Annotated in this window: 24 protein-coding genes and 6 tRNA genes; 17 read left to right on the forward strand and 13 right to left on the reverse strand. The window is 37.4% G+C overall.

Features of this window, described 5'->3' with window-relative positions; translation table 11 throughout:
- The first annotated feature begins 88 nt into the window (after positions 1-88).
- The 10 genes from lepA (at position 89) to ppsA (ending at position 12721) form a co-directional block, all read left to right on the forward strand.
- Positions 89-1972 carry a translation elongation factor 4 gene (gene lepA, locus PHT16_02280; GenBank protein MDD5721253.1) on the forward strand — a complete coding sequence of 628 codons (1884 nt, stop codon included), beginning with the start codon at positions 89-91 and terminating at the stop codon, positions 1970-1972.
- Between the two features lie 395 nt (positions 1973-2367).
- A complete protein-coding gene (locus tag PHT16_02285; GenBank protein ID MDD5721254.1) occupies positions 2368-2742 on the forward strand; it encodes a septum formation initiator family protein in 375 nt (124 codons plus the stop codon).
- Positions 2743-2764: 22 nt separating this feature from the next.
- Positions 2765-3772 carry an NAD(P)-dependent oxidoreductase gene (locus tag PHT16_02290; protein MDD5721255.1) on the forward strand — a complete coding sequence of 336 codons (1008 nt, stop codon included), beginning with the start codon at positions 2765-2767 and terminating at the stop codon, positions 3770-3772.
- A gap of 4 nt (positions 3773-3776) precedes the next feature.
- Positions 3777-5075, forward strand: coding sequence for a DUF4147 domain-containing protein (locus PHT16_02295; GenBank protein ID MDD5721256.1), 1299 nt, complete (start codon positions 3777-3779; stop codon positions 5073-5075).
- 2 nt (positions 5076-5077) lie between these two features.
- Positions 5078-5575: an NYN domain-containing protein gene (locus PHT16_02300; GenBank protein ID MDD5721257.1), complete on the forward strand. Its 498-nt coding sequence runs from the start codon at positions 5078-5080 to the stop codon at positions 5573-5575.
- 133 nt (positions 5576-5708) lie between these two features.
- Entirely contained in the window at positions 5709-6929 is a 1221-nt protein-coding gene (eno, locus tag PHT16_02305; protein MDD5721258.1) for a phosphopyruvate hydratase, read from the forward strand.
- 20 nt (positions 6930-6949) lie between these two features.
- The gene (locus PHT16_02310) at positions 6950-7237 is read left to right on the forward strand and encodes a nucleotidyltransferase domain-containing protein (GenBank protein ID MDD5721259.1); all 288 of its coding nucleotides are present in this window, start codon (positions 6950-6952) and stop codon (positions 7235-7237) included.
- Positions 7227-7547, forward strand: a complete 321-nt coding sequence (locus PHT16_02315; protein ID MDD5721260.1) for a DUF86 domain-containing protein — start codon at positions 7227-7229, stop codon at positions 7545-7547. Before PHT16_02310 ends, PHT16_02315 begins: the two co-directional genes overlap by 11 nt.
- Positions 7548-7604: 57 nt before the next feature.
- Positions 7605-10229, forward strand: coding sequence for a peptidoglycan-binding protein (locus tag PHT16_02320; protein MDD5721261.1), 2625 nt, complete (start codon positions 7605-7607; stop codon positions 10227-10229).
- A 74-nt stretch (positions 10230-10303) separates the two neighbouring features.
- On the forward strand, positions 10304-12721 hold the full coding sequence (ppsA, locus tag PHT16_02325) for a phosphoenolpyruvate synthase (GenBank protein ID MDD5721262.1): 2418 nt from the start codon (positions 10304-10306) through the stop codon (positions 12719-12721).
- Between the two features lie 3 nt (positions 12722-12724).
- Here ppsA and PHT16_02330 read toward each other — a convergent pair.
- Positions 12725-12798 (reverse strand) — tRNA-Gly (locus PHT16_02330).
- A gap of 45 nt (positions 12799-12843) precedes the next feature.
- Between PHT16_02330 and PHT16_02335 the strand changes: the two genes are divergently transcribed.
- The 4 genes from PHT16_02335 (at position 12844) to PHT16_02350 (ending at position 13571) form a co-directional block, all read left to right on the forward strand.
- Complete coding sequence (locus PHT16_02335) at positions 12844-13077, forward strand: glutaredoxin domain-containing protein (protein MDD5721263.1); 234 nt, start codon at positions 12844-12846, stop codon at positions 13075-13077.
- A 28-nt stretch (positions 13078-13105) separates the two neighbouring features.
- Positions 13106-13177 (forward strand) — tRNA-Arg (locus PHT16_02340).
- A gap of 58 nt (positions 13178-13235) precedes the next feature.
- Positions 13236-13493 (forward strand): hypothetical protein, encoded by a 258-nt coding sequence (locus PHT16_02345; protein MDD5721264.1) that lies wholly within the window; start codon positions 13236-13238, stop codon positions 13491-13493.
- 5 nt (positions 13494-13498) lie between these two features.
- Positions 13499-13571: transfer RNA gene (locus PHT16_02350), tRNA-Phe, on the forward strand.
- Positions 13572-13585: 14 nt separating this feature from the next.
- Here PHT16_02350 and PHT16_02355 read toward each other — a convergent pair.
- The 7 genes from PHT16_02355 to PHT16_02385 all read right to left on the reverse strand — a co-directional run bounded on the left by PHT16_02355 (position 13586) and on the right by PHT16_02385 (position 19144).
- Complete coding sequence (locus tag PHT16_02355; GenBank protein ID MDD5721265.1) at positions 13586-14071, reverse strand: Hsp20 family protein; 486 nt, start codon at positions 14069-14071, stop codon at positions 13586-13588.
- Between the two features lie 15 nt (positions 14072-14086).
- Complete coding sequence (locus PHT16_02360; protein ID MDD5721266.1) at positions 14087-14791, reverse strand: PrsW family glutamic-type intramembrane protease; 705 nt, start codon at positions 14789-14791, stop codon at positions 14087-14089.
- Complete coding sequence (locus PHT16_02365) at positions 14779-16971, reverse strand: valine--tRNA ligase (protein MDD5721267.1); 2193 nt, start codon at positions 16969-16971, stop codon at positions 14779-14781. Before PHT16_02365 ends, PHT16_02360 begins: the two co-directional genes overlap by 13 nt.
- 38 nt (positions 16972-17009) lie before the next feature.
- Positions 17010-18218, reverse strand: a complete 1209-nt coding sequence (locus tag PHT16_02370; protein MDD5721268.1) for a tRNA (adenosine(37)-N6)-threonylcarbamoyltransferase complex transferase subunit TsaD — start codon at positions 18216-18218, stop codon at positions 17010-17012.
- A gap of 13 nt (positions 18219-18231) precedes the next feature.
- A tRNA-Val gene (locus PHT16_02375) sits at positions 18232-18303 on the reverse strand.
- Positions 18304-18312: 9 nt separating this feature from the next.
- Complete coding sequence (locus PHT16_02380) at positions 18313-19068, reverse strand: NTP transferase domain-containing protein (GenBank protein MDD5721269.1); 756 nt, start codon at positions 19066-19068, stop codon at positions 18313-18315.
- A 4-nt stretch (positions 19069-19072) separates the two neighbouring features.
- Positions 19073-19144, reverse strand: a tRNA-Glu gene (locus tag PHT16_02385).
- Positions 19145-19218: 74 nt separating this feature from the next.
- Here PHT16_02385 and PHT16_02390 point away from each other — a divergent pair.
- A tRNA-Ser gene (locus PHT16_02390) sits at positions 19219-19300 on the forward strand.
- Positions 19301-19342: 42 nt separating this feature from the next.
- Here the strand turns inward: PHT16_02390 and PHT16_02395 are convergent.
- The 5 genes from PHT16_02395 to PHT16_02415 form a co-directional block, all read right to left on the reverse strand.
- Positions 19343-20314: an FAD-dependent oxidoreductase gene (locus PHT16_02395; GenBank protein ID MDD5721270.1), complete on the reverse strand. Its 972-nt coding sequence runs from the start codon at positions 20312-20314 to the stop codon at positions 19343-19345.
- Between the two features lie 133 nt (positions 20315-20447).
- Complete coding sequence (gene ftsZ / locus PHT16_02400; protein ID MDD5721271.1) at positions 20448-21653, reverse strand: cell division protein FtsZ; 1206 nt, start codon at positions 21651-21653, stop codon at positions 20448-20450.
- 99 nt (positions 21654-21752) lie between these two features.
- Complete coding sequence (ftsA, locus tag PHT16_02405) at positions 21753-22916, reverse strand: cell division protein FtsA (GenBank protein MDD5721272.1); 1164 nt, start codon at positions 22914-22916, stop codon at positions 21753-21755.
- Between the two features lie 61 nt (positions 22917-22977).
- Positions 22978-23358 (reverse strand): rRNA maturation RNase YbeY, encoded by a 381-nt coding sequence (ybeY, locus tag PHT16_02410; protein ID MDD5721273.1) that lies wholly within the window; start codon positions 23356-23358, stop codon positions 22978-22980.
- 4 nt (positions 23359-23362) lie between these two features.
- A complete protein-coding gene (locus PHT16_02415; protein ID MDD5721274.1) occupies positions 23363-23596 on the reverse strand; it encodes a hypothetical protein in 234 nt (77 codons plus the stop codon).
- 57 nt (positions 23597-23653) lie between these two features.
- On the opposite strand from PHT16_02415, the gene greA reads away from it, so the two are divergent.
- Positions 23654-24121, forward strand: a complete 468-nt coding sequence (gene greA, locus PHT16_02420) for a transcription elongation factor GreA (protein ID MDD5721275.1) — start codon at positions 23654-23656, stop codon at positions 24119-24121.
- A complete protein-coding gene (lysS, locus tag PHT16_02425) occupies positions 24121-25581 on the forward strand; it encodes a lysine--tRNA ligase (GenBank protein ID MDD5721276.1) in 1461 nt (486 codons plus the stop codon). The genes greA and lysS overlap by 1 nt, the downstream gene beginning before the upstream one ends.
- The last annotated feature ends 218 nt before the right edge of the window (positions 25582-25799 follow it).

Consider the following 25799-nt stretch of genomic DNA (forward strand, 5'->3'; position numbering starts at 1 on the left):
CAAACAAAAACATGAAATTAGAAATTATAAAAATTAATAATATTAAACATCAGATACGCGAGTTGATCGCGATCTGCTTCTAAACGGGATGGATTTAAAACACATTAGAAACTTTAGCATAATAGCGCACATTGACCACGGTAAAAGTACTTTAGCGGATAGAATGCTTGAAATTACGCATACAATAGAAACACGGAAAATGCGCAACCAGTTTTTAGACTCTATGGAACTGGAGCGCGAAAGAGGAATTACTATAAAAATGCAACCCGTTCGAATGGAATACACCCCTCCCCAAACCCCTCCCCAAAAGGGAGGGGCACCTTCTCTTTTGGAGAAGGCGGGGGAAGGGGTGTATATTTTAAATCTTATTGATACGCCCGGTCATATAGATTTTTCTTATGAAGTTTCTCGAGCATTAAAGGCGGTAGAGGGTTCTATTTTGCTTATTGACTCAACTCAAGGGGTGCAAGCGCAAACGCTTACCACTCTCGCTATGGCGCGAGAGGGAGGTCTTAAAATAATCCCAGTACTCTCTAAGATTGATTCGCCTTTATCCAGAGTTTCGGAGGTAAAAGATGAAGTAGTGGATCTTTTAAATTGCGATCCGGATGAAATTTTATTAGTTTCTGGACGCACAGGAGAAGGAGTTGAAAATCTTCTTAAGGAAGTAATAAAACGAGTACCAGAACCAAAAGAAACCATTTCGGACGTTGGACGTCTGGATTCCGGACGTCCAACGTCCGAAATCCTGCGCGCCTTAGTTTTTGATTTTAAATATTCAAATCATAGAGGGGTGATAGTTTTTGTGCGCGTCTTTGATGGAAAAGTCGCAAAGGGCGACAGTTTGGTTTTTGCAGTTTCTGGCGAGAAATTTACCGCTCTTGAAGTCGGAACTTTTTCTCCAGAAGAAACCCCGCGCGATTTTCTTTCTCCTGGGGACACGGGTTATATCGTCACTGGCATAAAGAAGCCCGGCATAGCATCCGTTGGAGATACTATTACGATGTTTAAAAATCCTTTGCCTGCATTTGAGGGATATATGCAACCATTGCCCGTAGTGTGGGCGAGCGTTTTTCCAGAAGATGCGGATGATTTTGCAGAATTAAAACTTGCTTTAGGAAAATTAAAACTTTCTGATTCAGCGTTTTCCTACGAAGAAGAATCTTCTGGGTCCTTGGGCAGGGGATTCAGATGCGGATTCTTAGGAATGCTTCATTTGGAAATTATCACTGAGAGACTAAAACGCGAATTTAATTTGGAATTAGTCATCACTACGCCTTCCATCACTTATGAAGTTTTGTTAAAAAATGGAAAAAGAGAAAAAGTTTATTCCCCGTTTCATTTTCCGGACGATGGCCTAATCGAGAAGGTTTTCGAGCCTTGGGTAAGTTTGAAGATTATTACTCCAGTCCAATATGTCGGCAGTGTTATCCAACTTCTTTTTGACCATGAGGGAGAAGTAGGTGATACAGAGAATTTTGGAGACAATCGCTCTACTATCTCCGTGAAAATGCCCTTACGAGAGCTTATGCGGAATTTTTTCGATGAATTAAAAAGTATTTCTTCTGGTTATGCTTCAATTTCTTATTCCATTGGGGAATTGCGGGAGGCAAATGTCACTAGGCTTGATCTACTAGTAGCAGACGAAGTGGTGCCAGCTTTTTCTCGGGTGGTGGCTAAAAAGAGAGCTGAAGTTGAAGCAGAAAATGCCGTCTTAAAATTAGATAATTTATTGCCGAGACAAATGTTTACTTTGAAAATTCAAGGCCGAGCGCTTGGACGGATTATTTCTTCCCGCACGAAATTCGGCATGAAAAAGGATGTGACTCAGCATATGTATGGAGGCGATATTACGCGAAAAATGAAACTTCGAGAGAAACAAAAGAAAGGCAAAAAGAAGATGAAGGAAAGGGGACGAGTGAACATTCCGCAAGATGTGTTTTTGAAAATGATGCGAACGGGGGAAAAGTAATGAAATGCGAAACTCTTTCTTGGCACAAGTTTTCTGTCAGCACACATAAAAATCTGCTGATTTTTTGCTATGCTCGGCTACCCGCCTGCGCAATGCTTCCATAAAACTATGCCTGCGACGAGTTTCGCATTTAAAATTACCTACCTAAAAATCGGCGAGTAGAGCAGGATCATGCTGATGATAATCAGTATACTTACTACTGCCCAAACTATTTGTATTTTCTTTTGATGTTTTTTATTAAAAAGCATACAATAAGGATAGCATATTATGAGTCCCGTTAGAAGCCGCGGTCGCAGTTTAATATAATAAAATAATGTTGTCAAAATAAATATGAAATTTAATCACATAATTGAGCATAGTATCGGTATACAGACCGCGACCTGCTTCTAAACGGGATGAGAAATTTTCAAGAAAAAAGAGGCTGGAGAAATATAGTCCAATCAAAACCATTTTTGATACTTTTTTGCATTGTAATTTTATTTTTTTCATGGAATGTTTTTGTTTTCTGGAATAAAATGCAAGAGACCGTAAAAAATAAAAGAATAGTCGAAGACAAAATTGCTTTGCTGGAAAAACAAAAACAAGATATTTCTTCTGAAATAAGTAGTTTAAATACGCCGGAAGGCAAGGAAAAGTTCTTTAGGGAAAATTTGGGCTTAGCAAAAGAAGGGGAAGACGTGACGGTGGTGATAGAAGACAAAAACCCGCCTGCAGCTTCCAAACCGGCGTCTTCGGGTTTTTGGTCCTTTTTTACCAATTTGTTTAGATAATATCTATGATATAATATAGATTATGAAAATAGCATTTTTTGAGGTGCCTAAAGAAGAACAATCCTTTTTCTCCCAAGCTTTTAGCGGAGCGGAGGTTTCTTTTTTTGAGGAAAAATTAACTGAGCATAACGCGGAAAAAGCAAAAGACGCGGAGATTCTTTCCGTTTTTATTAATTCAATTATTAGTAAAAGTGTTATCGAATTATTGCCGAATTTAAAATTTATCACTACTCGCTCCACAGGCTTCGAACACACAGATCTCGAGTATTGTGCCACCAAAGGTATCTTGGTTTCCAACGTTCCTTCTTACGGTTCTCACACTGTGGCTGAATTCGCTTTCTCTTTGATATTGAATCTCTCCCGAAAGATAATAAATGCAAACAATCATCTGCGGGATTCAATGGACTTCAATTTTTACTCTTCTTTACAGGGTTTCGATCTAGATGGCAAGACCTTGGGAGTCATCGGCACGGGGAAAATTGGTAAAAATTCCATAAAGATAGGGAAGGGTTTCGGAATGAATATTGTCGCTTACGATTTGTTCCCAGATTTAGCTTTTGCCAAGGAAAATAATTTTACGTATAAGAGTTTATTAGAAGTCTTGGGAGAGTCTGACATTGTGACCATTCACACTCCTTACACTAAAGAAAATCATCACTTAATAAATAAAGAGAATATTTCCAAAATGAAAAAAGGAATATTGGTCATAAACACCGCGAGGGGAGCCTTGGTAGACACAGAGGCCTTAATTTGGGGAATAAATGAAGGGATTATCGCAGGCGCTGGGCTGGATGTTTTGGAAGGGGAAAGGGATTTGAAGATCAAAAAAGAGATTATCGGTTTTAATACCACTGAAAAAATAGACTATAAAATAGTAGTCGAGGATCAAGTCTTGATTGATATGCCACAAGTCATAGTCACTCCACACATTGCTTTTTATTCTAAAGAAGCCGTAAGAGAAATTACCAAAACAACCATAGAAAACATCGAAGGATTCATTCAAAATCAGCCAAAGAATCTTGTAAAATAATATTATGACTAAGCATTGGATAAAAAATTTTGATCAGTTAGCTACGACTGAAAACAGGAAGAATGCGATGGAAATCATGGAAGCTGGGCTCGACGCTATAAATACACAAGAAGTAATTCGAAATAAAATAAAACTTGAAAATAATATTTTAACTATAAACGGCGAGAGTTTTGACTTAACGAAATTTAAAAATATAAAAGTTGTCGGTTTTGGCAAGTCCTCTTGCGAGGGTGCTTTAGTATTAGAAGAAATTCTAGGTTCTAGAATTAAAGAAGGCGCAGTCATCGGGCTTTGCAAAGCGAACACTGTGCATATAGAAACTTTTGAAGGAACTCATCCCAAACCGAGCGAGGTAAATGTTTTAGCCGGAAAAAGAATATATGAAATAGTAAAAGACTCCACTATTGATGATTTAATCATCGTTTTGGTTTCTGGCGGAGGTTCGGCTCTTTTGTGCTATCCGGAGACCGAGAGCGCCATGGGAGCAAAACTTTATGATGCATTTTTAGGATCAGGCAAAACAATAATTGAAATAAATACGATCAGAAAGCATTTATCGCTTCTCAAAGGCGGAGGTTTGGCAAAATTAGCTTATCCTGCGACGATTGTCGGGCTTATTTTTTCGGATATTCCCGGGGATGATTTTGAAAATGTCGCTTCCGGTCCGACTTGTAAAGATGAAACGACTGTAAGCGATGCAAAGAAAATCATTAAAGAAAGTAATTTAGGGGAATTTGATCTGATTGAAACACCTAAAGAAGATAAATATTTTGAGAAAGTTCATAATTTCGTTTTGGTTTCAAATAAGATTGCCGTAGAAGCGATGGCGAAAAAAGCGGAGGAGCTTAATTTTAAAACAAATATTGTTTCGACTAATTTATACGACGAAGAAGAAAAAGCCACTCAAAAAATATTTTCTGCCAAAGAAGAAAACACAGTAGTGCTTGTTGCGGGTGAACCAGAGATTGTAATAACAAAAAAAGGAGGAAAGGGCGGGAGAAATTTGCATATGGGATTAGAAGTAATAAAAAATGAAATGATAAATAAAAAAAATACAAAAGAAAATTACAGTGATTTTGTTTTTATATCGTTTGCAAGTGACGGTATGGACAATAGCGATGTGGCTGGAGCGGTGGTGGACAAAAACACGCTAGAAAAAGCTGAGAAGCTTAGCTTATCAATTGATGATTATCTGGAAAGATTTGACTCTTATAATTTTTTCCAAAAGACTGGCGATATGATTATTACCGGTCCGACTGGGGCAAATGTTTCGGATCTGATGATTTTATTGAAAAAAAAATAAAAATGAAAGAAAAAGAAAACAACGTTGCGTATATAGATGGGGCAAACTTACACAAAGGAGTGGAAAACCTAGATTGGGATTTTGACTACGGACGTTTTAGAATTTGGTTGAAAGAAAAATATGGTGTTCAACAGGCGTATTTATTTTTGGGATTAATTCCAAAGTATAAAGATCTTTATACAAGACTGCAGGAACAAGGTTACACTTTAGTTTTTAAAGAAGTAATTTTTGACGGTGATGGAAAAGCAAAAGGTAATTGCGACGCAGATATTGTTGTCCATGCTATGAAAAGTGCATATGAAAACAGATTTGAAAAGGCAATTTTAGTGACTAGCGATGGTGATTATGCTCCTTTAGTAAAATTTTTAAAAGAAAAAAATAAAATCGGATTTATTTTATCGCCATATGAAACAAAAAAATGTTCTATTTTATTAAAAAGAACCGGAGTGAAAATATCTTATCTTACTGATCAGAAGAATATTCTTAAAAAAGATATATAAAAAGAAAAAGCCCCCGGTGTGGACGAACCACACAAGGGTCTTTTTCGTAAGGATGCTTACATTATAACAAGATCTTAAACAAAAAGTCAATAATTATCCACAAGCAGTAAATATGTTAAAATATAAAGGTGTTATGGAAACTAAAATTACAAAAATCACAGCAGAAGAAATAAAAGATTCGAGAGGGAATCCAACTCTAAAGGTTAAGGTGTTTGTCGGCAATGTTGAAGATGATTTTTCTGACCCGTCCGGAGCTTCAACAGGCATTCATGAAGCTCATGAATTGCGTGACCTGGATGGTAGGGGTGTACAGAATGCTATAAAAGAGGTAGACAGTGTAATTGCTCCAGCATTAATTGGATTGAACGTCTTAAATCAGAATGAAATAGATAAAAGGATGCTTGAATTGGACGGTACTACCAACAAAGACAGGCTGGGTGGAAATTCTATGATTGGGGTTTCCATTGCTTGCGCCAAAGTGGCAGCGAAAGTCTCTGGAGTAGAAGTTTATGAACACTTACGCACTCTAGCGGAAATCAAACCTTCTCGTAAAATACCATTTTTATATATGAATTTAATTAATGGTGGGAAACACGCGAAAGATGGGCTTGCTTTTCAGGAATATCATATTGTCCCTGATACAGAAAATATCAAGGAAGCCATAGAAATTGGAATAAGTGTAGATAACACATTAAAGGAAATAATCTTGAAGGATTTGGGAGAAGAATCTGTGATCATGGGGGATGAGGGAGGTTTTGCTCCGCAAATTTCAGACATCAGAAAACCACTTTTTTATTTGAGAGAAGCGATAAAACAAAATGATTTAGAGGGAAAAGTGAGACTGGCTTTAGACGTTGCTTCTTCTTCTTTTTATAAAAATTATTTTTATAAAATTGATGGCAGAGATGTATCAAAAGAAGAATTGCTGGGGATCTATATTTCTCTTATAAAAGAATTTAATTTACTTTCCATTGAAGATCCTTTTAATGAAGAAGATTTTGAAAGTTTTGCAAAATTAAAAGAACAAAATGATGGTCTTTATGTAGTGGGAGATGATTTAACGGTGACAAATGTTTTACTTCTTAAAAAAGCGATTGAAAATAAAAGCATCAATGCAATGATTATAAAACCAAATCAAATAGGTACGCTTTCTGAAACGCTAGAAACCATGAAATTAGCTCGAGAAAATGACATAGAGCTTATTGTAAGCCATCGAAGTGGAGAAACAGAGGATAGTTTTATCGCGGATCTGGCTTATGCATTTGGTTGTTTCGGATTGAAAGCCGGTGCCCCCACAAAACCAGAAAGAATGGTAAAATACAATAGATTGATTAAAATTTCAACAAATTTGTAAATTATGATATTATATATTCTATGAGTATTAAAGATTTACAAAATAAATTATCCCCAATATTTAAGCAATATGGTGTCAAACATGCTGCAATTTTTGGATCCGTGTCCAGGGGAGAAGATACCCCAGAAAGTGATGTTGACGTGCTTGTAAAATTAGGTAAGCCAATGGGTTTAGTGGGCTTTTCGGGATTAGTGATAAAGATGGAAGAAATACTAGGACGAAAAGTTGATCTATTAGCTGAAGGTGGTGTAAATAAATTTTTAGAACCTTACATTTTACCAGATCTAAAAACCATCTATGAAGAATAATAAAGTTTACATAGATCAAATTCTTGATTCGATTAAAAAAATTGAGTTATTTGTAAATGGAATTGATAAAGAAAATTTTCTAACAAATTCTTTAGTTCAAAGTGGAGTGATTATGCAACTCACATTAATTGGAGAAATTTCAAAAAAAATTTCTAATGATTTAAAATTAAAAATAAATTTGCCATGGAAAGAAATAGCTGGATTTAGAGATAAAGCTATTCATAATTATTTTGATATTAATTTAGATGTGGTTTGGAATACAATTATTATTGATTTACCACCGTTAAAAGAAGAATTGATTAAGCAATAAATTAAAAATTTTATATGACGACAATTTTAACCACGAATCGAGAGAGAGAGAGAGAGAGTGAATGACGCTCGCCAATTTTGTCATCCTGAACTTGTTTCAGGATCTAATGCGTTTGCCAAAATAATAAAACTTTTCCGTTTCATTTTTTTCTTCTCGATATTTCTGGGAAGCTTTTTTGTTTTGGCAAACGAAGCAAGCGCGGCGACGTATTATGTGGATGCGACTCTTGGAAAGGATACATATAATGGTATAACCACAACTATAAATGATGGAGCAAGTGAAGGTCCATGGAAAACACTAACTAAAGTAAATGCCGCGCTGAATGCCGCTTCTATTCATGCTGGTGATAGTGTTTTATTTAAAGCAGGGGAGACTTTCTTTGGCTATTTGTATGTTAAGGTAACGGGAACGGTAGGAAATATATTAACATTTGATTCCTATGGAAGTGGAAATAAACCTATAATCGACGCTACTGGAAATAATAGCGGTATCGATCTTCGTGGAATAAATTATGTTACGTTTAATAATTTGGATGTTAGAAATGCAACATTCCAAGGATACTTTTTTCTCAATGGAAATGACCACATAACAATAAATAATGGAAGTATATCTTCTTCTGCAAAGGCTATCCATCTCTATAACAATACAATTTCAAATCTAACAATTTCAAATCTAAATGCCAGTAATAATACATATGGTATTTATGGATTTGCCGGGGTTACTGTTAACACATTGTCCATATCCAATAGCCATTTCGACGACAACACATCAGAAGGTTTTTTCACCGATGGCACTGCGAACGGGAGTAATTTTACGATAACAGATACCACCATGTCCCGTAATGGGATCGGATCTGATAAAAATGGATTTTTACTACAAGGGACCGGCAGTACAGTTATCCTTACCAGGGTAACATCAGCCAACAACGGAGGGGATGGATTTGGTGTCCATAACACTTGGATTGGTGTTATTTTTGATTATTGTACGGCGGATACTAACGGAACAGACGGGATAGGATCAGATGGAGACGGATTCAGTTTCCATGAGACTTCTTCTGGAATAATCAGGTATTCAATCAGCAAAAATAATTTAAAAACTGCGATTGCTCACGTTAATAGCTCCGCTGTTGAAATGTATTATGATCTTTTTTATCATGCAACCAATGGCACCTTGCCGCTTGTTTTATTACAAAATACTGGAAATCATAAATTATATAATAATATTATTTACAGTGGAAGTCAGACTGGTGATGCAGTAAGCGTTGAAGGGACCGTTGATATGCAAAACAATATAATAGATGGTTTCAATCGTGGCCTTATAAAAACTGGAGGAACAATATCCAATGACCATGATATTATTTATGGAGTATTAACTTCTAATTATGTTGGTATTTCTGCCGGTGCTTATTCAATTATACAGGATCCAAAATTTTTTAATTCCAGTATTTATAACTTTTCCCTTCTCCCCACTTCCCCCGCCATCGACTCTGGCACCGATGTCTCATTAACCACCGACTACGCCGGCAATTCCATCTACGGTACGCCCGACATCGGCGCTTATGAATACCAGCCGCCATATACCATGGGCACGGATGCAGTAAACACTTCCACCAGTGTCAGAATGTACGGAGACGAAAAGTTCAGAAACAAAACCGCCACCACCACGGAAACCACGGCTGATCTCTCAATTACCATTCCCGACTCGGATAAAACCAAGTGGCTGGACATAGCAGTTTCCACCTGGGACAACTCCGGAACTTATCACAAAACCTGGACGGAAAACACTACCAGCACCATTACCAACACCCTCCATACCATCGGAGACCTGGAACCCAACAAATACTACAATGTGTCCGTGGATTCCGTTCTGGGAAACAACATTACCGGCGATAACTGTTCAAACGGCCTCTGTCTTTCCAACGCGGAAGGTAAAATATCTTTTACCTATACTGGTTCATATTCCGAACACACCTTTGACGTGGAAGAAGGAGATAATACCGCCCCCATCCGTTCCGCCGGTTTGCCTTCCGGCAGTCAACCTGCTGGCACAACGCAAGTAACAATGTCTTTGACCACCGACGAAAACGCCACCTGCAAATACTCCACCTCTGCCGACACCGCTTACGCTTCCATGACCGATACCTTTACCACAACTGGCACCCAATCCCATTCCACCACCATTTCCGGTCTCTCCAACGGCAATACATACAATTACTATGTCCGCTGCACTGACGGCTCAAATGCTAACAGCAACGATTACCCTATTTCTTTTTCCATTACTAACCCTACCGCGCATTCTTCAGGCAACAGTGCTCAGAGTCGAATCAACAATCTGCTCTCCATGGGCAACTACACCCAAGCGCAACAATTGGCTAATCAATACAATATTTCAATTCCAGTAATTACCACCCCGCCTACAGCACCCCTCCTGAATCAAGGAGGGGAAAGAAGTGTTAATGCTTACAACTTTGGTCTCTCTGTTCTCAAAAAAGGAAGCAAGGGTGAGGCTGTGAAAGAATTGCAGAAGTTCTTAAACCAAGATCTGAAACTAAACTTGAAAATAGACGGCATCTTGGGATCAAAAACAACTATGGCTATCAAACAATACCAAAAAGCGCATAATCTAAAAGTGGATGGGGTAGTGGGGGAGAAGACGAGGGGGAGGATGAATGGGGAGAAATAGTACTAATTAATTTTATGTTATAATACACTCATATTTAGTGAGGTATATTTATTATTAATTAAAAAAATATTTTTATGGCAGAACAGGAAGGACAAAGTTTTATAAAATGGTTCAATGAAGTGAATATTGATGATGTCGGAATTGTGGGAGGAAAGAATGCAGCTTTGGGAGAAATGTTTTCTAATCTTGTACCGCTTGGTATAAAAATTCCTGACGGATTTGCTCTTACCGCGGATGCATATAGACATTTTTTTAAGGATACTGGGTTAGATGAAAAAATAAAAGAAATTTTAGCAGATCTTAATACTAAAGACCTTCGTAATCTTCAAAAGAGAGGAGAAAAAGTCCGCTCAGCTATTTTAAAAGCTAAGTTACCACAAGACCTAAATGATGTAATTAAAGAGTATTACATAGAATTAGGAAATAAATACGGCAAGGATCCAGATGTGGCTGTGCGTTCCTCTGCTACTGCGGAGGATCTTCCCGGGGCATCTTTTGCCGGTCAGCAAGAAACTTTTTTAAACGTGCGTGGTATAAACAATGTTTTAGAAGCGACAAAAAAATGTATTGCCTCTCTTTTTACTGATAGAGCTATATCCTATCGCGCTGACAAAGGATTTTCACATTTTGATGTAGCGCTTTCGGTGGGTATTCAGTGTATGGTACGTTCCGATCTCGCAGCTTCAGGCGTAGCTTTTACGATAGACACGGAAACAGGTTTTGATAAAGCAATAGTAATTACTAGTATTTATGGTCTGGGAGAATTTATAGTGCAAGGGAAAGTTATTCCTGATGAATATATAATTTTCAAACCTGCTCTTGATAATGAAAAAAAGTATCCTATTATTTCAAAAAGCATAGGCAAGAAAAATATTAAACTTGTCTATTCCTCTAATGGAACCAAGGAAGAAAAAGTTTCCAAAGATGATCAACAAAAATTCTGCCTTACAGATGAAGAAGTAGTTAAGCTTGCAAAATGGTGTTATGAGATAGAAAAATATTTTTCAAAAAGACATGGACATTATCAGCCTATGGATATTGAGTGGGCAAAAGATGGAAAAACAGGAGAGCTTTACATAGTTCAGGCTCGTCCAGAGACTGTCGCTTCAGCCGTAGATAGAAAAATCTTGAAAGAATACAAACTTGAGAAAACTAGCAATGTTAGATTGAAAGGTATAGCTGTAGGTTCTAAGATTGGTGCAGGCAAAGTGAGGGTTTTAGATAATGCAAAAGACATTAATGCTTTTAAAGAAGGCGAAGTTTTAGTTACAGAGATTACGGATCCAGATTGGGAGCCTATTATGAAGATAGCTAGCGCTATTGTGACAGACGAAGGCGGACGCACGTCTCATGCGGCCATAGTCTCACGAGAGCTTGGGATTCCTTGTATAGTAGGTTCTAATAATGCTACGACATTGTTAAAGACAGGGGAGGAAGTGACTATTGACTGTTCTTCTGGAAATGTCGGCAATGTTTATGAAGGAATTTTGCCATTCAAAATAAACGAACATCATTTAGACAAAATACCTCAAATAGAGACAAAGATCATGATGAACATTGGTTCTCCCGATGAAGCATTTAAGAATTACAATCTTCCTGCGCAGGGTGTTGGTCTCGGGAGATTAGAATTTATAATCGCTTCTCACATCGGGGTACACCCAAATGTTTTGATTGATTATGATAAATTACAAAAAGAAAAGAAAACTCCTGAAATTCAAAAAGTTTTAAATAAGATTGACGAGCTTACGCCTTTATATAAAGACAAAAAACAATACTACGTGGACAATCTCGCTTTGGGTATCGCCAAGATCGGCGCTGCTTTTTATCCAAATAAAGTTATTATTCGTTTTTCTGATTTTAAGACGAATGAATATCGCACCTTGCTTGGGGGAGAAATGTATGAACCCCATGAAGAGAACCCTATGATAGGTTGGCGCGGGGCATCTCGTTATTATGATCCAAAGTTTAAAGAAGCTTTTGGTCTTGAGTGTGTGGCTATGAAGCGGGTGCGGGAAGACATGGGTCTTACAAATGTTCTTCCTATGATTCCATTTTGCAGAACTCCAGAAGAAGGCAAACAAGTGATTGAAGAAATGAGAGTAAATGGTTTAGATCGAGCTAAAGATGAAACACTCAAAGTGTACGTCATGTGTGAAATTCCTTCAAATATTCTTTTGGCTGATGATTATCTGGAGATTTTTGATGGCATGTCGATTGGCTCAAACGACCTGACTCAGCTTACTCTTGGGCTCGATCGTGATTCTGGAATAGTCACTCACATTGCAAATGAAAATAATGGAGCAGTGAAGAAACTTATTGCTGAAATCATCCATAAATGCAAAGAAAAAGGAAAGTACATAGGCATTTGCGGTCAAGCGCCTTCAGACTATCCTGATTTTGCTCAATTTCTCGTAGATGAAGGCATAGAGAGCATGTCGCTCAATCCTGATACCGTGATTAAAATAATCATGGCGCTTGGAGAAAAGAAATAAATTTGGTGCGAGTAGGGGGAATCGAACCCCCGTCTAATCCTTGGGAAGGACTCATTCTACCACTAAACCATACTCGCATATTATGCTATAATAGCTTATTACAAATAATTTACAATATTTTTATGCAAAATGTAACAATTTATTCTACCAATACGTGTCATTTTTGCCACATAGCAAAAGATTTTTTTACGGCAAATGGAGTAGTTTTTACAGAATATAATGTAGGAACTGATCAAGAAAAAAGAAAGGAAATGATGGAAAAAAGCGGGCAAATGGGCGTGCCGGTTATTGTGATCGGGAATGAAATTATCGTGGGTTTTGATCAGTCAAGAATTTCCAAATTACTTGGACTTTAGTCTATTTCTACTATATGATTGTTCTGTTGCCCTCGTAGTTCAATGGATAGAACAGTTCCGTCCTAAGGAATAGATGCACGTTCGATTCGTACCGAGGGCACAAAAAAGAAAACCTTTTTTAAATTGGTATTTTTGAATTTTTATGTTAAATTATATCTATGGATCCTGAATCCAAAAAGCTTTTAGAAGATACCCTTGTTCTTGCACAAGAGAACAATAAAATGCTTCATTCTGTAATGCGTTCCATGCGTCTTGCTCGCATAATGCGCATTATTTATTGGGTTATTATTATCGGTTCTGCTTTGGGTGCTTATTATTTCATCCAGCCATATATTGATCAATTAATTGGCGTATATAGTGGAGCAAAGAGTGATTTAGATAATGTCGGTTCCTTTTTGAACAAAATACCAAATTAAATATTGCCGAGGTAGCTCAGTGGTAGTAGCGCTTCCCTGAAGAGGAAGATGTCGGCGGTTCGAGCCCGCCCCTCGGCACAAAAAAAGTTTACCTAGATTGATTTCACTTTGACGGTATTTTTCTTTTCTTTGTCTACTTTTTTAATTTTAATGGTGACTAATCCATGTCTCTCAGTTGCTTCCACTTCTTCTGGCTCCACTTCTAGGGGAAGCGATATGGTGCGGGAAAACTTTCCCCAATAAAGTTCTTTGGTGAAATAATTTTCATCGTCGATATTTCTATTTTCTTCACGCTTACCGGAAATGGTGATAATATCTCGCGCAATTGATAATTCTAGATCTTCCGGCTTAACTCCGGCTATCATTGTTTGCACAACGATATCAGTCGGCGTTTGATAAACGTCGACTGACAATTCCGCCTCTTCGTTTTCTTCTTCAATCCAATTGCTGTTTCTTTTGTCTCCGTTGTTTTCTTTTATGTTTTTCAACGAATAATTCTTTCTGTAGGTTATTTCTTCCTCTTCATTATTTACGCTTCCAGTTAATCTTTCAAAAAAACTTCTTTTTCTATTTTCCATAATTTATTTTGTTAGTTAATAATTTTTGCTCATTCTTCTTACTTTTTCAAAAAGTAACATTATTATAATTGTGACGACCCACAGAAAAGTTAAAACTTTCAAGGAATCATTTCCATCGTTTCTTATTATAAAAAAATTAAAGGCGGTATGCAAGGCAATAGCAATCAAAAAACCAACGAAAAGAGAAATATTTTTTTCCCATTTTTTTGCGTAAAAGGAAATTCCTATGGAAATACCCACAATTCCGCTTGAGATGGCATGAAGCAGATTGGCTCCAAGAAATCTTAAGTTGCCAGTACTCAGGCTCTGGGTGGTGCCGATCGATGCAGGGAAAATTTTGAGCAAAAATAACATATTTTCAAGAGCGGCAAAGCCCAAAGCTGCGGTAATGATATATATTGGCCAATCGATCGGCTTACTAGCATTGTTTGTTTTACACAGGATTATCAATACCGCCAAATATTTCAAAATTTCTTCTACACTTGCCCACAATATAAGTTTACCTTCATATGAACCCACATTGTCTTGGATAAATTTTTGAATAGGCAAAACCAATATAACCGCTATCATGCCCATAATAAATATTATGGTGACTAATCCTTTAGGTTCAGGATGCTCTTCATCTTCTTTTAGCCAAAACCAAAGCCATAAAAGAGAGGGGATGATCCCGCCAAAGAATGCTATCAGCAAAGTTTTGGGATCGATTGTTAAGATGGCCATTGTCCAATCATTAAAAGTCCCGACCTATGTCGGGATCCCGACTCTGGTCGGGAATTTATAATTTGCCAAATTTCTTCTGTGACGAAAGGCATAAAAGGATGAAGTATTTTTAAACAATCTTTCCAGATTGAGGCTAAAGCAATTCTTCTTTCATCCGCTTTTTCACCGTTCGTTTTGAGAATCTCTTTTGTTTCCTCAATAATCTGATCAGCAAACCTGTGCCAAATATATTGGTATATTTTTTCTGACGCCAAATGGAAACGATAATTTTCCATATCAGTCGTTATATCTTCTTTGATTTCTTTAAACTCTTTTGTTAGTTTATTTTCTATAGTTTTTCCAAAGTTGTTTTCATCCACATTGTCTAAAATAAAACGGGTAATGTTCCAAATTTTATTTGCAAAATTTTTGTAGCCTTTTATTTTGTCCTCTGAAATTTTACTATCTGTGCCAGGCGCAGTGCCCACGATGAGCGCCATTCGTCCAGCATCGGCTCCGAATTTTTCCGCTATATCAATAGGATCAAGCCCGTTATTTAGGGATTTAGACATCTTTCTTCCTTTTGCGTCCCGAACAGTTCCATGAAGGAATATATTTTTGAAAGGGACTTCACCCAAAGCATATTCTGACATTAATACCATTCTCGCCACCCAAAAGAAAAGAATATCATAACCAGTTTCTAGGACGTCTGTGGGGTGATAGGTTTTTAGGTCTCCTGTTTTTTCGGGTTTACCCGCCGTAGTGGAAACGGAGGCGGGCCAGCCTAGAGTGGAAAAAGTCCAAAGTCCGGAAGAAAACCAAGTATCTAAGGTATCCTCATCTTGTTTCCAATTTTCACCAACAGGAGCTTTTGTGTCGCAATAAACTCCACCTTTACTGTCGTACCAAACTGGAATCCTGTGTCCATACCAAATTTGCCTTGAAATGCACCAATCGCGTAAATTTTCTATCCAGTGAAAATATGTTTTAGAAAAATAATCCGGAATAATTTTTATTTCTCCCTTGGAGAATGGCTCACGCATCAAATCCTTGAGAGTTTTATTACCGCGTTCTTTTATAGGCTTATTTACGTTTATAAACCATTGCAATTTAGGAAGTGGTTCTATTGTTCCGCCAGTACGTTCAGCGGTAGCGATATTTTGTTTTATTTCTTCTTCTTTTTCTAGTAGATTTTGGGAGCGAAGCCATTCTACAATAATTTTTCTTGCTTCCGTTGTCTTTTTGCCTAGTAAACTTTCTCCGCCAATAGACATTTTGGCATATTCATTTATGACTTGCGGGCGAGGTAAGTCATGTCTGTCAGCCATTTCCCAGTCAATCATAGAATGGGCTGGAGTGACTCCAAGTGCTCCGGTGCCAAACTCTGGATCAACTTCTTTGTCAGCTATTATTTTAATATGAATTGGTACTTCACAAAACTTTAAATCATATTCTTTTCCAATAAATTTCTCATATCTTTTATCGTCAGGATGCACCGCTACAGCGGTGTCGCCGATCTTTGTTTCAGGTCTGGTGGTTGAAATTGCAATGGGAAATTCGTGGGAATACTTAAAAGTATAAAGCTTCGCTTCGCGTTCCTCATAAACTATTTCATCATCAGAAATTGTGGTTTGGCCTTTTGGGTCCCAATTTACTATTCTATTACCACGATAGATAAGTTCATCGTCATACATTTTCTTGAATATCGTGTTTACAGCAAGATTTCTTTTATCATCTAAAGTAAAAGCTTCACGAGACCAGTCACATGAGGCGCCCATCGTTCTCATCTGCGATGTCATAATATCTCTATTTTTTTCTACAAATTCATCAATGCGTTTTAGCAACTTTTCTCTCCCCAAATCATGCCTGGAAAGACCTTCCTTTTTTTGAATTTCTTTTTCAACTTTTGATTGGGTAGCAATGGAGGCATGATCTGTTCCGGGCAACCAAAGCGTTTTATATCCTCGCATACGCTTGTAACGAATCATAATGTCTTCGAGCGTTAAAAAAAGGGCATGCCCCATGTGCAAAGTGCCGGTAGCGTTTGGCGGAGGCATCATGATAGTGAAAGCTTCTTTTTGCTGTCCGTCTTCCTTGCCAGGCAGATTGTCTGGGTTAAAAAAACCGCTTTCTTCCCAAAGTTTGTAAATTCTTTTTTCTGTATTTTTGGGGTCGTACGGCTTGAGTAACTTTTCGTTCATAGTTAGATAATATCACATTTATCTTGACTCGAGAAGGATTAGAGCCTTAAATCACCAATTGCTTTTATGCTATCTAATTTAGGAACTTTCTTTTTATTTTTTATATAATTTAAGTACCCAGCAATCCCGATCATTATGGAATTATCTCCAATAAGTCCTTTTGGTGGAAACATAAACTTGATTTTACTTTTAGTAATTTTCTTTATTTCATCTTGCAAATATTTATTTGCTGCAACCCCTCCGGCAACAATGAGAGTTTTTATATCGTATTTTTCTAAAGCTTTTTTTGTTTTATAGGTTAGACATTCGATGGCGGCGTTCTCAAATTCCAAAGCAATTTGTTTTTTTGTATTCTGATCGATTTTCTCAATTCCGCCTAGGTCTCTTATTAAATATAAAACTGCCGTTTTAAGACCAGAAAAAGAAAAATTAAAATCTTTTGTATGCAGCATCGGGCGGGGGAGGGAGAAAGAAAGAGAATCAATCTTTATAGTGTCGCGCGAGAGAGAGAAGCGAGAAACTTGTGCGGACTCAGCACGCATAATTTTCTGCTGAAAATTTGCTATGCTCGGCTCGACAGCCTGCGCAATGCTTCCCTCGCACAAGTTTCTCGCTTCTCCAGCTAATTTTGAAATTTGTGGCCCTCCAGGGTAAGGCAGATCAAGCATTCTGGCTACTTTATCAAAAGCTTCTCCGACTGCATCATCAAGCGTTTTGCCAATGATTTCATAATCCATCCACTTTTTCGAAAGTACTAATTGCGTATGTCCGCCAGACACTAGAAGCGTTAGGATTGGTGTTTCCACTTTTTTTATTTTAAAAGTTCCTTTTTCTTTTCCAAAAACGGAAAGAACATGTCCTTCCATATGATTGACCGGTATCAAGGGCACTTTCCATTTTTGGGCGAGTTCTTTGGCAAAGGCGATTCCGGTCCAAAGAGACATCTCAAGACCTGGACCATAAGTTATCATTATCGCGTCTATTGGCTTTTTCTTTTTATCTAATTTGGCTTGTTTAAGACAAAGCTCAAGTAAAATAGGTAGATTCTTGATATGTTCTTGTTTAGCGAGTTTTGGGAAAACACCTCCAAAAGGAATGTGAATATTTATTTGAGAATTTGAATTATTCGCCAACACTTTAAAGGAAGCATTTGTAATGCCTCCTTTCTTGCCCGCCTTCGGCGGGTGAACTTCCATAATACTTATTGCTGTATCATCGCAAGATGTTTCGATGCTTAAGATTTTCATTGTCATATTCTTGTGCGCGATGAGGGGATTGAACCCCCGGCCTACCCCACGTCAAGGGGTCGCTCTACCACTGAGCTAATCGCGCATTTAGACACTATACTACCAATTTCTCTAATGTTTCAAGTTCTTCTTTTGAATTTACACCTAAAGCTTCACGTGGATCTATGTTTATAGATTGTATTTGATTTTTTTCTTTCATGGCTATTTTTACTAAATCAGTCAAATAATATTCTTTTTGAGCGTTGTTGGTATTTAATTTTTTAAGATTCTCCCAAAGCCATTTTGCTTCAAAACAAAAATAACAAGGATTTAACTCCTTTATATTTTTTTCTTCGTCATTAGTATCTTTGAATTGTACATCTTTTACAATGTATCCATTTAGATCTCGAATTATGCGAGAAAAATTTTTATAAAATACAGTCCTCCAATCATTAAAATCTTGAACGATAAAAGTGGCCATGGTTATTTTTTTATTAGAAGCTAAGTGTGTATCTTTTAATTTCTTTATTGTTTCAGGGCTAACAAGTGGGTGATCTCCATAAAGAACCATTATGTGGTCTGCATTATTTTCAAGTATTTTTTGGGTATTTATTACTGCATGTCCTGTGCCGAGTTGTTCTTCCTGAACCACATAATCATAATTTTTACCAAGGGCTTCCATTACTTTTTCTTTGCCATAGCCGACGACAATGATAGGTTTGTCGCTTATTCCAGATTTTTCAATAGATTCGAGCAAATACTCGATCATTATTTTACCCCTTATGGTTTCTAGAACCTTGGGCAAATCACTCTGCATCCTTTTACCTTTACCGGCAGCCAAGATTATTATTTTTATTTTATTTTCGCTCATACTGTGACCCTACCGGGAGTCGGACCCGGATTTAGTGCTTGAAAAGCACTCGTCCTAACCGTTAGACGATAGGGCCTTCTTGTTGCTTAAAAACATTAGTATCATAACATTTTTTGAAAAAACTGCAAAAAATGCTAGATTATCAAACGAGGAGGGTTCGCCTAATGGTATGGCACTGGTTTCGAAAACCAGCGGGAGCAATCCCTTACAGGTTCAAGTCCTGTACCCTCCGCAAATACTTTTCTACTTGTGCAACATCCGATGTTGCACAAGTTTATTTTGCTTTTAGAGTAATATAGATATCTTCTATGGCGCGGACGGCATCGCCGGCTGCGATGAGGTTTTGATGATAGTGAATATTAGTGCAGTCCCCAGCAGCCCAAATTCCAAGGACTTCTGTTTTTTGGGACCAAGCATCTATTTTTACTTTACCTATTTCATCTAAAGGAACCAAATCTTTTACAAAGTCAGTATTTGGAATCTGTCCGATTTCTACGAAAATGCCTGCTACTTTTAATTCTTTTTGTTCTCCGGAAATTTTATCCTTATAAATTATTCCTTCTACAAATTTATCGCCCTGTATTTCTAAAATATCAGCATTTTTTATTATTTTTATTTTTGGATTTTTTAAAATTTTATCAATTGTAGTTTGGTCAGCGCGAAAAGAGTCGCTTCTGATTATAAGCGTGACAGATTTACAATATGCTAAAAGCTGGGAGGCTGATCCGAAAGCGGCATTACCTCCGCCGATCACAGCCACATCCATGTCTGCAAAAAGTGGACCATCACAACTGGCGCAGTAGGTAAGGCCTTTGTGCTCTAAAGTATCTGCATTCTTAGCGGTGAGTTTTCTGTGTCCACTGCCGCTCCCTATTAAAATTGTTTTAGTTTCAAATTCCTTTCCAGATTCTGTTTTTACAGAAAAAAAGGAAGCAAGGCTTCCTTCAGCTCTTCCTTCAGCTGAAGGAAGCCTTGCTTCCTTTTTTTTAATTGCTGTTACTTTTTCGCCTTCTTTTACTTCTAGACTTTCTCCCACATTTTCTAAAACATGTTTTTTAAAATTTTCTGCAAGTTGTGCTCCGGAGATAGCAGGGGATCCTATCCAATTTTTAATTTCTTCTGAAGCTATGCTCTGCCCACCCCACTCTGAAATAACAAAAAGTGTCTTCAGTTTCTTTCGAGCTGCGTAAACAGCCGCTGCGCTCCCAGCCGGCCCACCTCCAATAATTATTAGATCGTAAATCATTTGCATATTATACATCATGAATAGGAATTTCAAAATAAACTTTTGCAGGGGTTTTCCGAGCGACGGCGAGGAAACTTCAGGAATTTTTAAGCTTAAAAAATTCCGTACCGGAAAAAGTTTAATTTTGGAATTCCTATTTCTTGTTGCGTCTCAAGAATGCTGGAACAGCGCTCCAGTCATCGCCATCATCTTCTATGATATCTTCTTTGGTTTCTTTTTTTTCTATCTTTTTTATAAAATCATTATTGTGGATATTTGTACTGTGGGTATTGTGCAGATTGCTTTGGATAGTATTGTGAATTTCTTTTTTTACTACTGCTGGAGTTTCATCTTTTAAAAGCTGGCCTGCTGTTGTTCCACTAAAAAGATTCTTGCGAGGCATATCGGCAGGGAACGAAGTGGCGATAACAGTGACTTTGATTTCTCCTTTTTTTAATTTTTCATCTCGGATTGTTCCAAAGATTACTTTAGCATCTTTATCGATTGACTCTGTGATAATTTTTGCAGCTTCCTGAATTTCATTGATAGTCAAATCATCACCGCCAGAAATAGCAAACAATACTCCCTTGGCGCCGTGGATGGAGACCTCAAGAAGAGGTGAATTGATAGCGGCCAAAGCTGCTTTTTCAGCACGTTTCTCGCCAGAAGATGCGCCGATACCCATAAGTGCCGAGCCGGCGTTTGACATTACAGCTCTAATGTCTGCAAAATCAACATTGATAATACCTGGAGTGGTAATCAAATCGGAAATTCCTTCTACGGCTTGGCGCAAGATATCATCGCATTTTGCAAAAGCGTCTTTGAAGTTAGTGTTTTTATCAGTCAATTGAAGTAATTTGTCGTTCGGAATAATAATGATCGCATCCACTTCTTTAGCCAAATCCTCAATTCCTTTTTCCGCTATTTTCATACGGTGATTTCCTTCAAAAAAGAAAGGCTTGGTAGTGACTGCTACGGTCAAGATTCCTTGTTCTCTCGCTGCGCGAGCGACGATAGGAGCAGCTCCTGTGCCGGTGCCTCCACCCATTCCACAAGCAAGAAAAATCATGTCCGCCCCTTTGATGACGTCTTGGATTTCAGATTTTGTTTCTTCGGCTGCCTTTTTCCCAACTTCTGGATCCATGCCTGCGCCAAGACCCTTGGTAAGATTTTTTCCGATATGAATTTTTTTCTCAGCGAGGGAGTGGTGCAAGTCTTGAGTGTCAGTATTCATACAGATAAAAGAGACACCTTTGACTTTAGAATTTATCATATGGTTCACCGCGTTCTTGCCTGATCCACCGATTCCGATGACCATAATGCGAGCAAAACTTTGTATTTCTTGGTTTATTTTTGGCATATTTTATACTTAAAAATGATTAGGTTTATATAGAATCATACTAGCACTAGCGCAAAAAAAAGCAAACCCCCACAACTTATGAAATAAGTGTGGGGCAACCTACGGCATCAATTGCTTGAGGTTTGATTTTAAAAGGTTTTTGAAATCTTTGAAAAGATTACCCAAAGAGCTGTCGGAATAACTGTCGCCGTCCTTGCCGGAAGAGAGAAGGCCAATAGCGGTGAAATAAGACGGGTCGCGAAGTTTTGTCTTGGCATTGCCGAAGATTTCTATAGCGCCAATATTCGATGGAAGCTTGAGAATCGATTTTGATAATTCTGTCAAACGAGGAGTATTTGCTCCGCCGCCTACGAATACTATGCCCGCCGGCAAGAGTTCTGATCTTTTTATTTTTCTTAAATTATTTTCTATTGATTCAAAAATATCGCACAATCGCGCTTCGATAATCTCATCGAGTTTTTTCTTAGAAAATTCTCCCGTATCGTTTCCGAGTTTTAAAGCTTCCGCTTTCTCTAGTGGGATTTTAAAACCAAGAGCGATGTCGTTGGTTATTTTATTCGAGCCTATAAGAAAGGTGCTCATTGATACCAATAATCCATTTTCAAAAACAGAAAGGGAAGTCGTCTGGTCTCCGATGTCTACCAATGCCACTCCCACGATTTTTTGTTTTTCTGACAAGGCTATGTCCGCAATGGCGACCGGCGATGCTATGACATCCAAGGTATCGACTCCGGCTTCTGCAATAGCTTTTACCAAATCTTCTAAATATACGATAGAATAAGTGACAAAAAGAGTTTTAACTTCAAGCTTCGTTCCAAACATTCCCTCTAATCTTCCCAGCACTTCTTTTCCATCAAGCCTGAAAGTTTGCGGATAAATATGAATGATTTTTTTATTGCTTAGGTTTAAATTGTTTTCACAATCTTGAACGGCTTTATTGATGTCGAGAGCAGTTACTTCGCCGTTTGCTTTTGAAATAATTGTTTCCCCTGAACTTGCGATGCTCTGCAAAGTGGCGCCAGAGATCGAAACAAAGCATCGTTTGATTTTTAGGCCGGAAGTTTTTTCAGCCATCTTCACGGCAGAACTTACCGAAGCGGTTACGAGAGAAGAGTTTACGACATAACCATTCCGCATGCCGAGCGTCACACTTTCACCCATACCAATAATTTTAGGATTTTTTTCTCCCTTGATGAATTCTCCGACTACGACTCGCGTCATGGACGATCCCACGTCTATGCCTACCGAAATATTTCTTATCATCCCGATACTAAAATTTTAACTTTTAATACCCTTATTATATCACTTTCTCAAAAATTAGGCGCTAGCCGTTACGGGATAAATATTTTTCTTCCATTTCTTCCATTTTCGAGCCGTGTTCATATCCTTTTAGATGCAGCATTCCGTGGATAACTAAAAAGCCCAAAAAGTCGCTGAAAGTTTTGTTAAAATTTTTAGCCTCCTTTTTTATAACAGCGGGGCACAATATTATTTCTCCTTCATTTTTACTTAACAAAAAAGATAAAATGTTTGTGGGTTTATTTTTGTTCCTATATTTTTTATTTATTTCTTTAGAAGTTTTTTCATCGACGCAAGCGATGGACAAGGAATATTTCTTACCTAAAATATCTTCTTTTAAAAGTACAAAAGGCAAGCGAGGAAGCTTGCCTTTTGTTTTGTTTATTAAAGAAAAATTCTCCTCCATGTTTTTACTTAGATATCATTTTGCCCAGTTTGCGAAGCTTCTCTATTTCTTTTCTTCTGCTGATTTTCTTTAGAGCGCCTTTTTTTAATTTAAGTTTTGATTCTTTTCTCAAATTATAGCGAGAACCTTTGACTTTGCGAATGATGCCGGATTCTTGAATCTTGCGCGAAAAACGGCGCAAGACGCTCGAATTGTTTTCGTTCGGATTTTTTCTCACTTCAATTACTGTTTTTGCCATAACCTACACTATCATATAATTGACTCTTTTGTCAAAAAAAGATAAGATATTCAAATAATGCAACAAACAGCGGATTATATAACCGAAGAAAAAAAGCAAATGCTTTTAGCGGAGTTGAAAGATTTAAAAGGTCCTAAAAGGAAAGAAATTTTGCAAAATTTGGAGTACGCAAAATCACTTGGGGATTTATCAGAAAATGCAGAATATCATCAATCTCGCGAAGATCAAGGCAAACTAGAAGCGCGTATCGCTAAAATAGAGCAGATTTTACAATCCTCCCAAGTCGTCAAAGGTGGAGGAGGAGATGTGGTTAGTATTGGCTCTAATGTAATAGTCCAAAAAGTTGGTACCAAAGAAGAGAAAAACTATATCATAGTCGGGTCAGAAGAAGCAGATATGGCATCGGGGAAAATTTCTAATCGTTCCCCTGTAGGGACTGCGCTTTTTGGAAAAAAGAAAGGCGACAATGTTTCTTTTCAAACTCCGAACGGCTTGGTTAATTATAAAATCATTAATGTATCTTAATGTCTTCAATTGATGAAATTAGGGACGCTCGAATAAAAAAACTCGAACTTTTAAAAAAGAAAGGGCATGAGGCGTATCCCGCAAATTCAAAAAGAGAAATTTCTTTGAAGGATGCAGTTGATGATTTTGAAAATCTTGAGAAAGAAAAACAAGCAAAATGGATTGCCGGTAGAATAATGTCTATTCGTGGACAGGGGGCAATTATTTTTATTACCTTGAATGATGGTACTGGACTCTTCCAAGGACTTTTGAAAAAAGATGTTCTTGGCGATGAGAAATTCGATTTTTGGAATGAAGTGGTTGATATTGGAGATTTTGTAGAAATCCAAGGAACTTTTTTTACGACTAAAAGAGGAGAGAAAACATTAGAAGCAAAAGATTGGCGGATGCTCTCAAAGAGTTTGCGCCCGCTTCCCGAAAAATGGCATGGATTAGTGGATGTGGAAGAAAGATTCCGCAAAAGATATTTGGATATTTTAATGAATCCTGAGATAAAGGATCTTTTTGAAAAAAAAGCAAAATTTTGGGATGTTGTGCGTAATTTTATGAAAGAAAAAGGTTTTTTAGAAGTTGAAACTCCAACTTTAGAAACTACGACCGGTGGAGCAGAGGCCACTCCTTTTAAAACCCACCATAATGATTATGATTTAGATGTTTATTTGCGTATTTCTGTTGGTGAATTATGGCAAAAGAGATTGATGGCAGCTGGTTTTCCTAAAACTTTTGAAATTGGCAGAGTTTATAGAAACGAAGGCACTAGTCCAGAACATGCTCAAGAATTTACCAATATGGAGTTTTACTGGGCCTTTGCTAATTATAATGATGGCATGAAACTGGTTCGAGAAATGTATATTAAAATTGCTAAAGAAGTTTTCGGTACGACAAAATTTACTGTGCACAAACATACTTTTGATTTAGCTGATGAATGGGAGAAGATTGACTATGTTTCTAAAATAAAAGAAATGACAGGAATTGATATTTTTAAAGCCAGTGAAAAAGATATAAAGGAAAAACTTAACAAGCTTGGTGTAAAATATGATGGAGACAATAAGGAACGTTTGATCGATTCACTTTGGAAATATTGTCGTAAACAGATTTCTGGTCCAGCTTTTCTTGTTCATCATCCTGTGTTGGTTGCACCGCTTGCAAAAATAAATCGAGAGGATTCTCTTACCACTGAACGATTTATGCCTATTATTGCTGGTAGTGAAGTAGGGAATGGATATTCAGAATTAAATGATCCGATTGATCAAAGGGAGAGATTTGAATCTCAGCAGAAGATGTTGGATAAAGGGGATACTGAAGCCATGATGCCAGACGATGAATTTGTAGAAATGCTTGAGTATGGTATGCCTCCAACTTGCGGGTTTGGTTTTGGTGAAAGACTTTTTTCTATTCTATTAAACAAGCCTCTTCGCGAAACTCAAATGTTTCCACTAATGAAACCAATTAAAGAATAAATTAAAAATTATTATAAAAAACCATCAATAAATTGATGGTTTTTTATTGTTATTAAGAACTACAAAGTTATCCACAGGGGAGGGGTTGGAGGTATTTTTTTAGTGGTTTATAATGTATATCAGGTGGGAAAAAGTGGGAAATTTTAAGAAGCGACAGCGACTGTAAAATTTCACCACCCTGTTAAATAATTTTTACAAAGCAAAAATTGCCAAAAGGC

This window comes from Candidatus Paceibacterota bacterium (assembly GCA_028718635.1).
Classification (GTDB): Bacteria; Patescibacteriota; Minisyncoccia; order Phycocordibacterales; family UBA9973; genus UBA9973.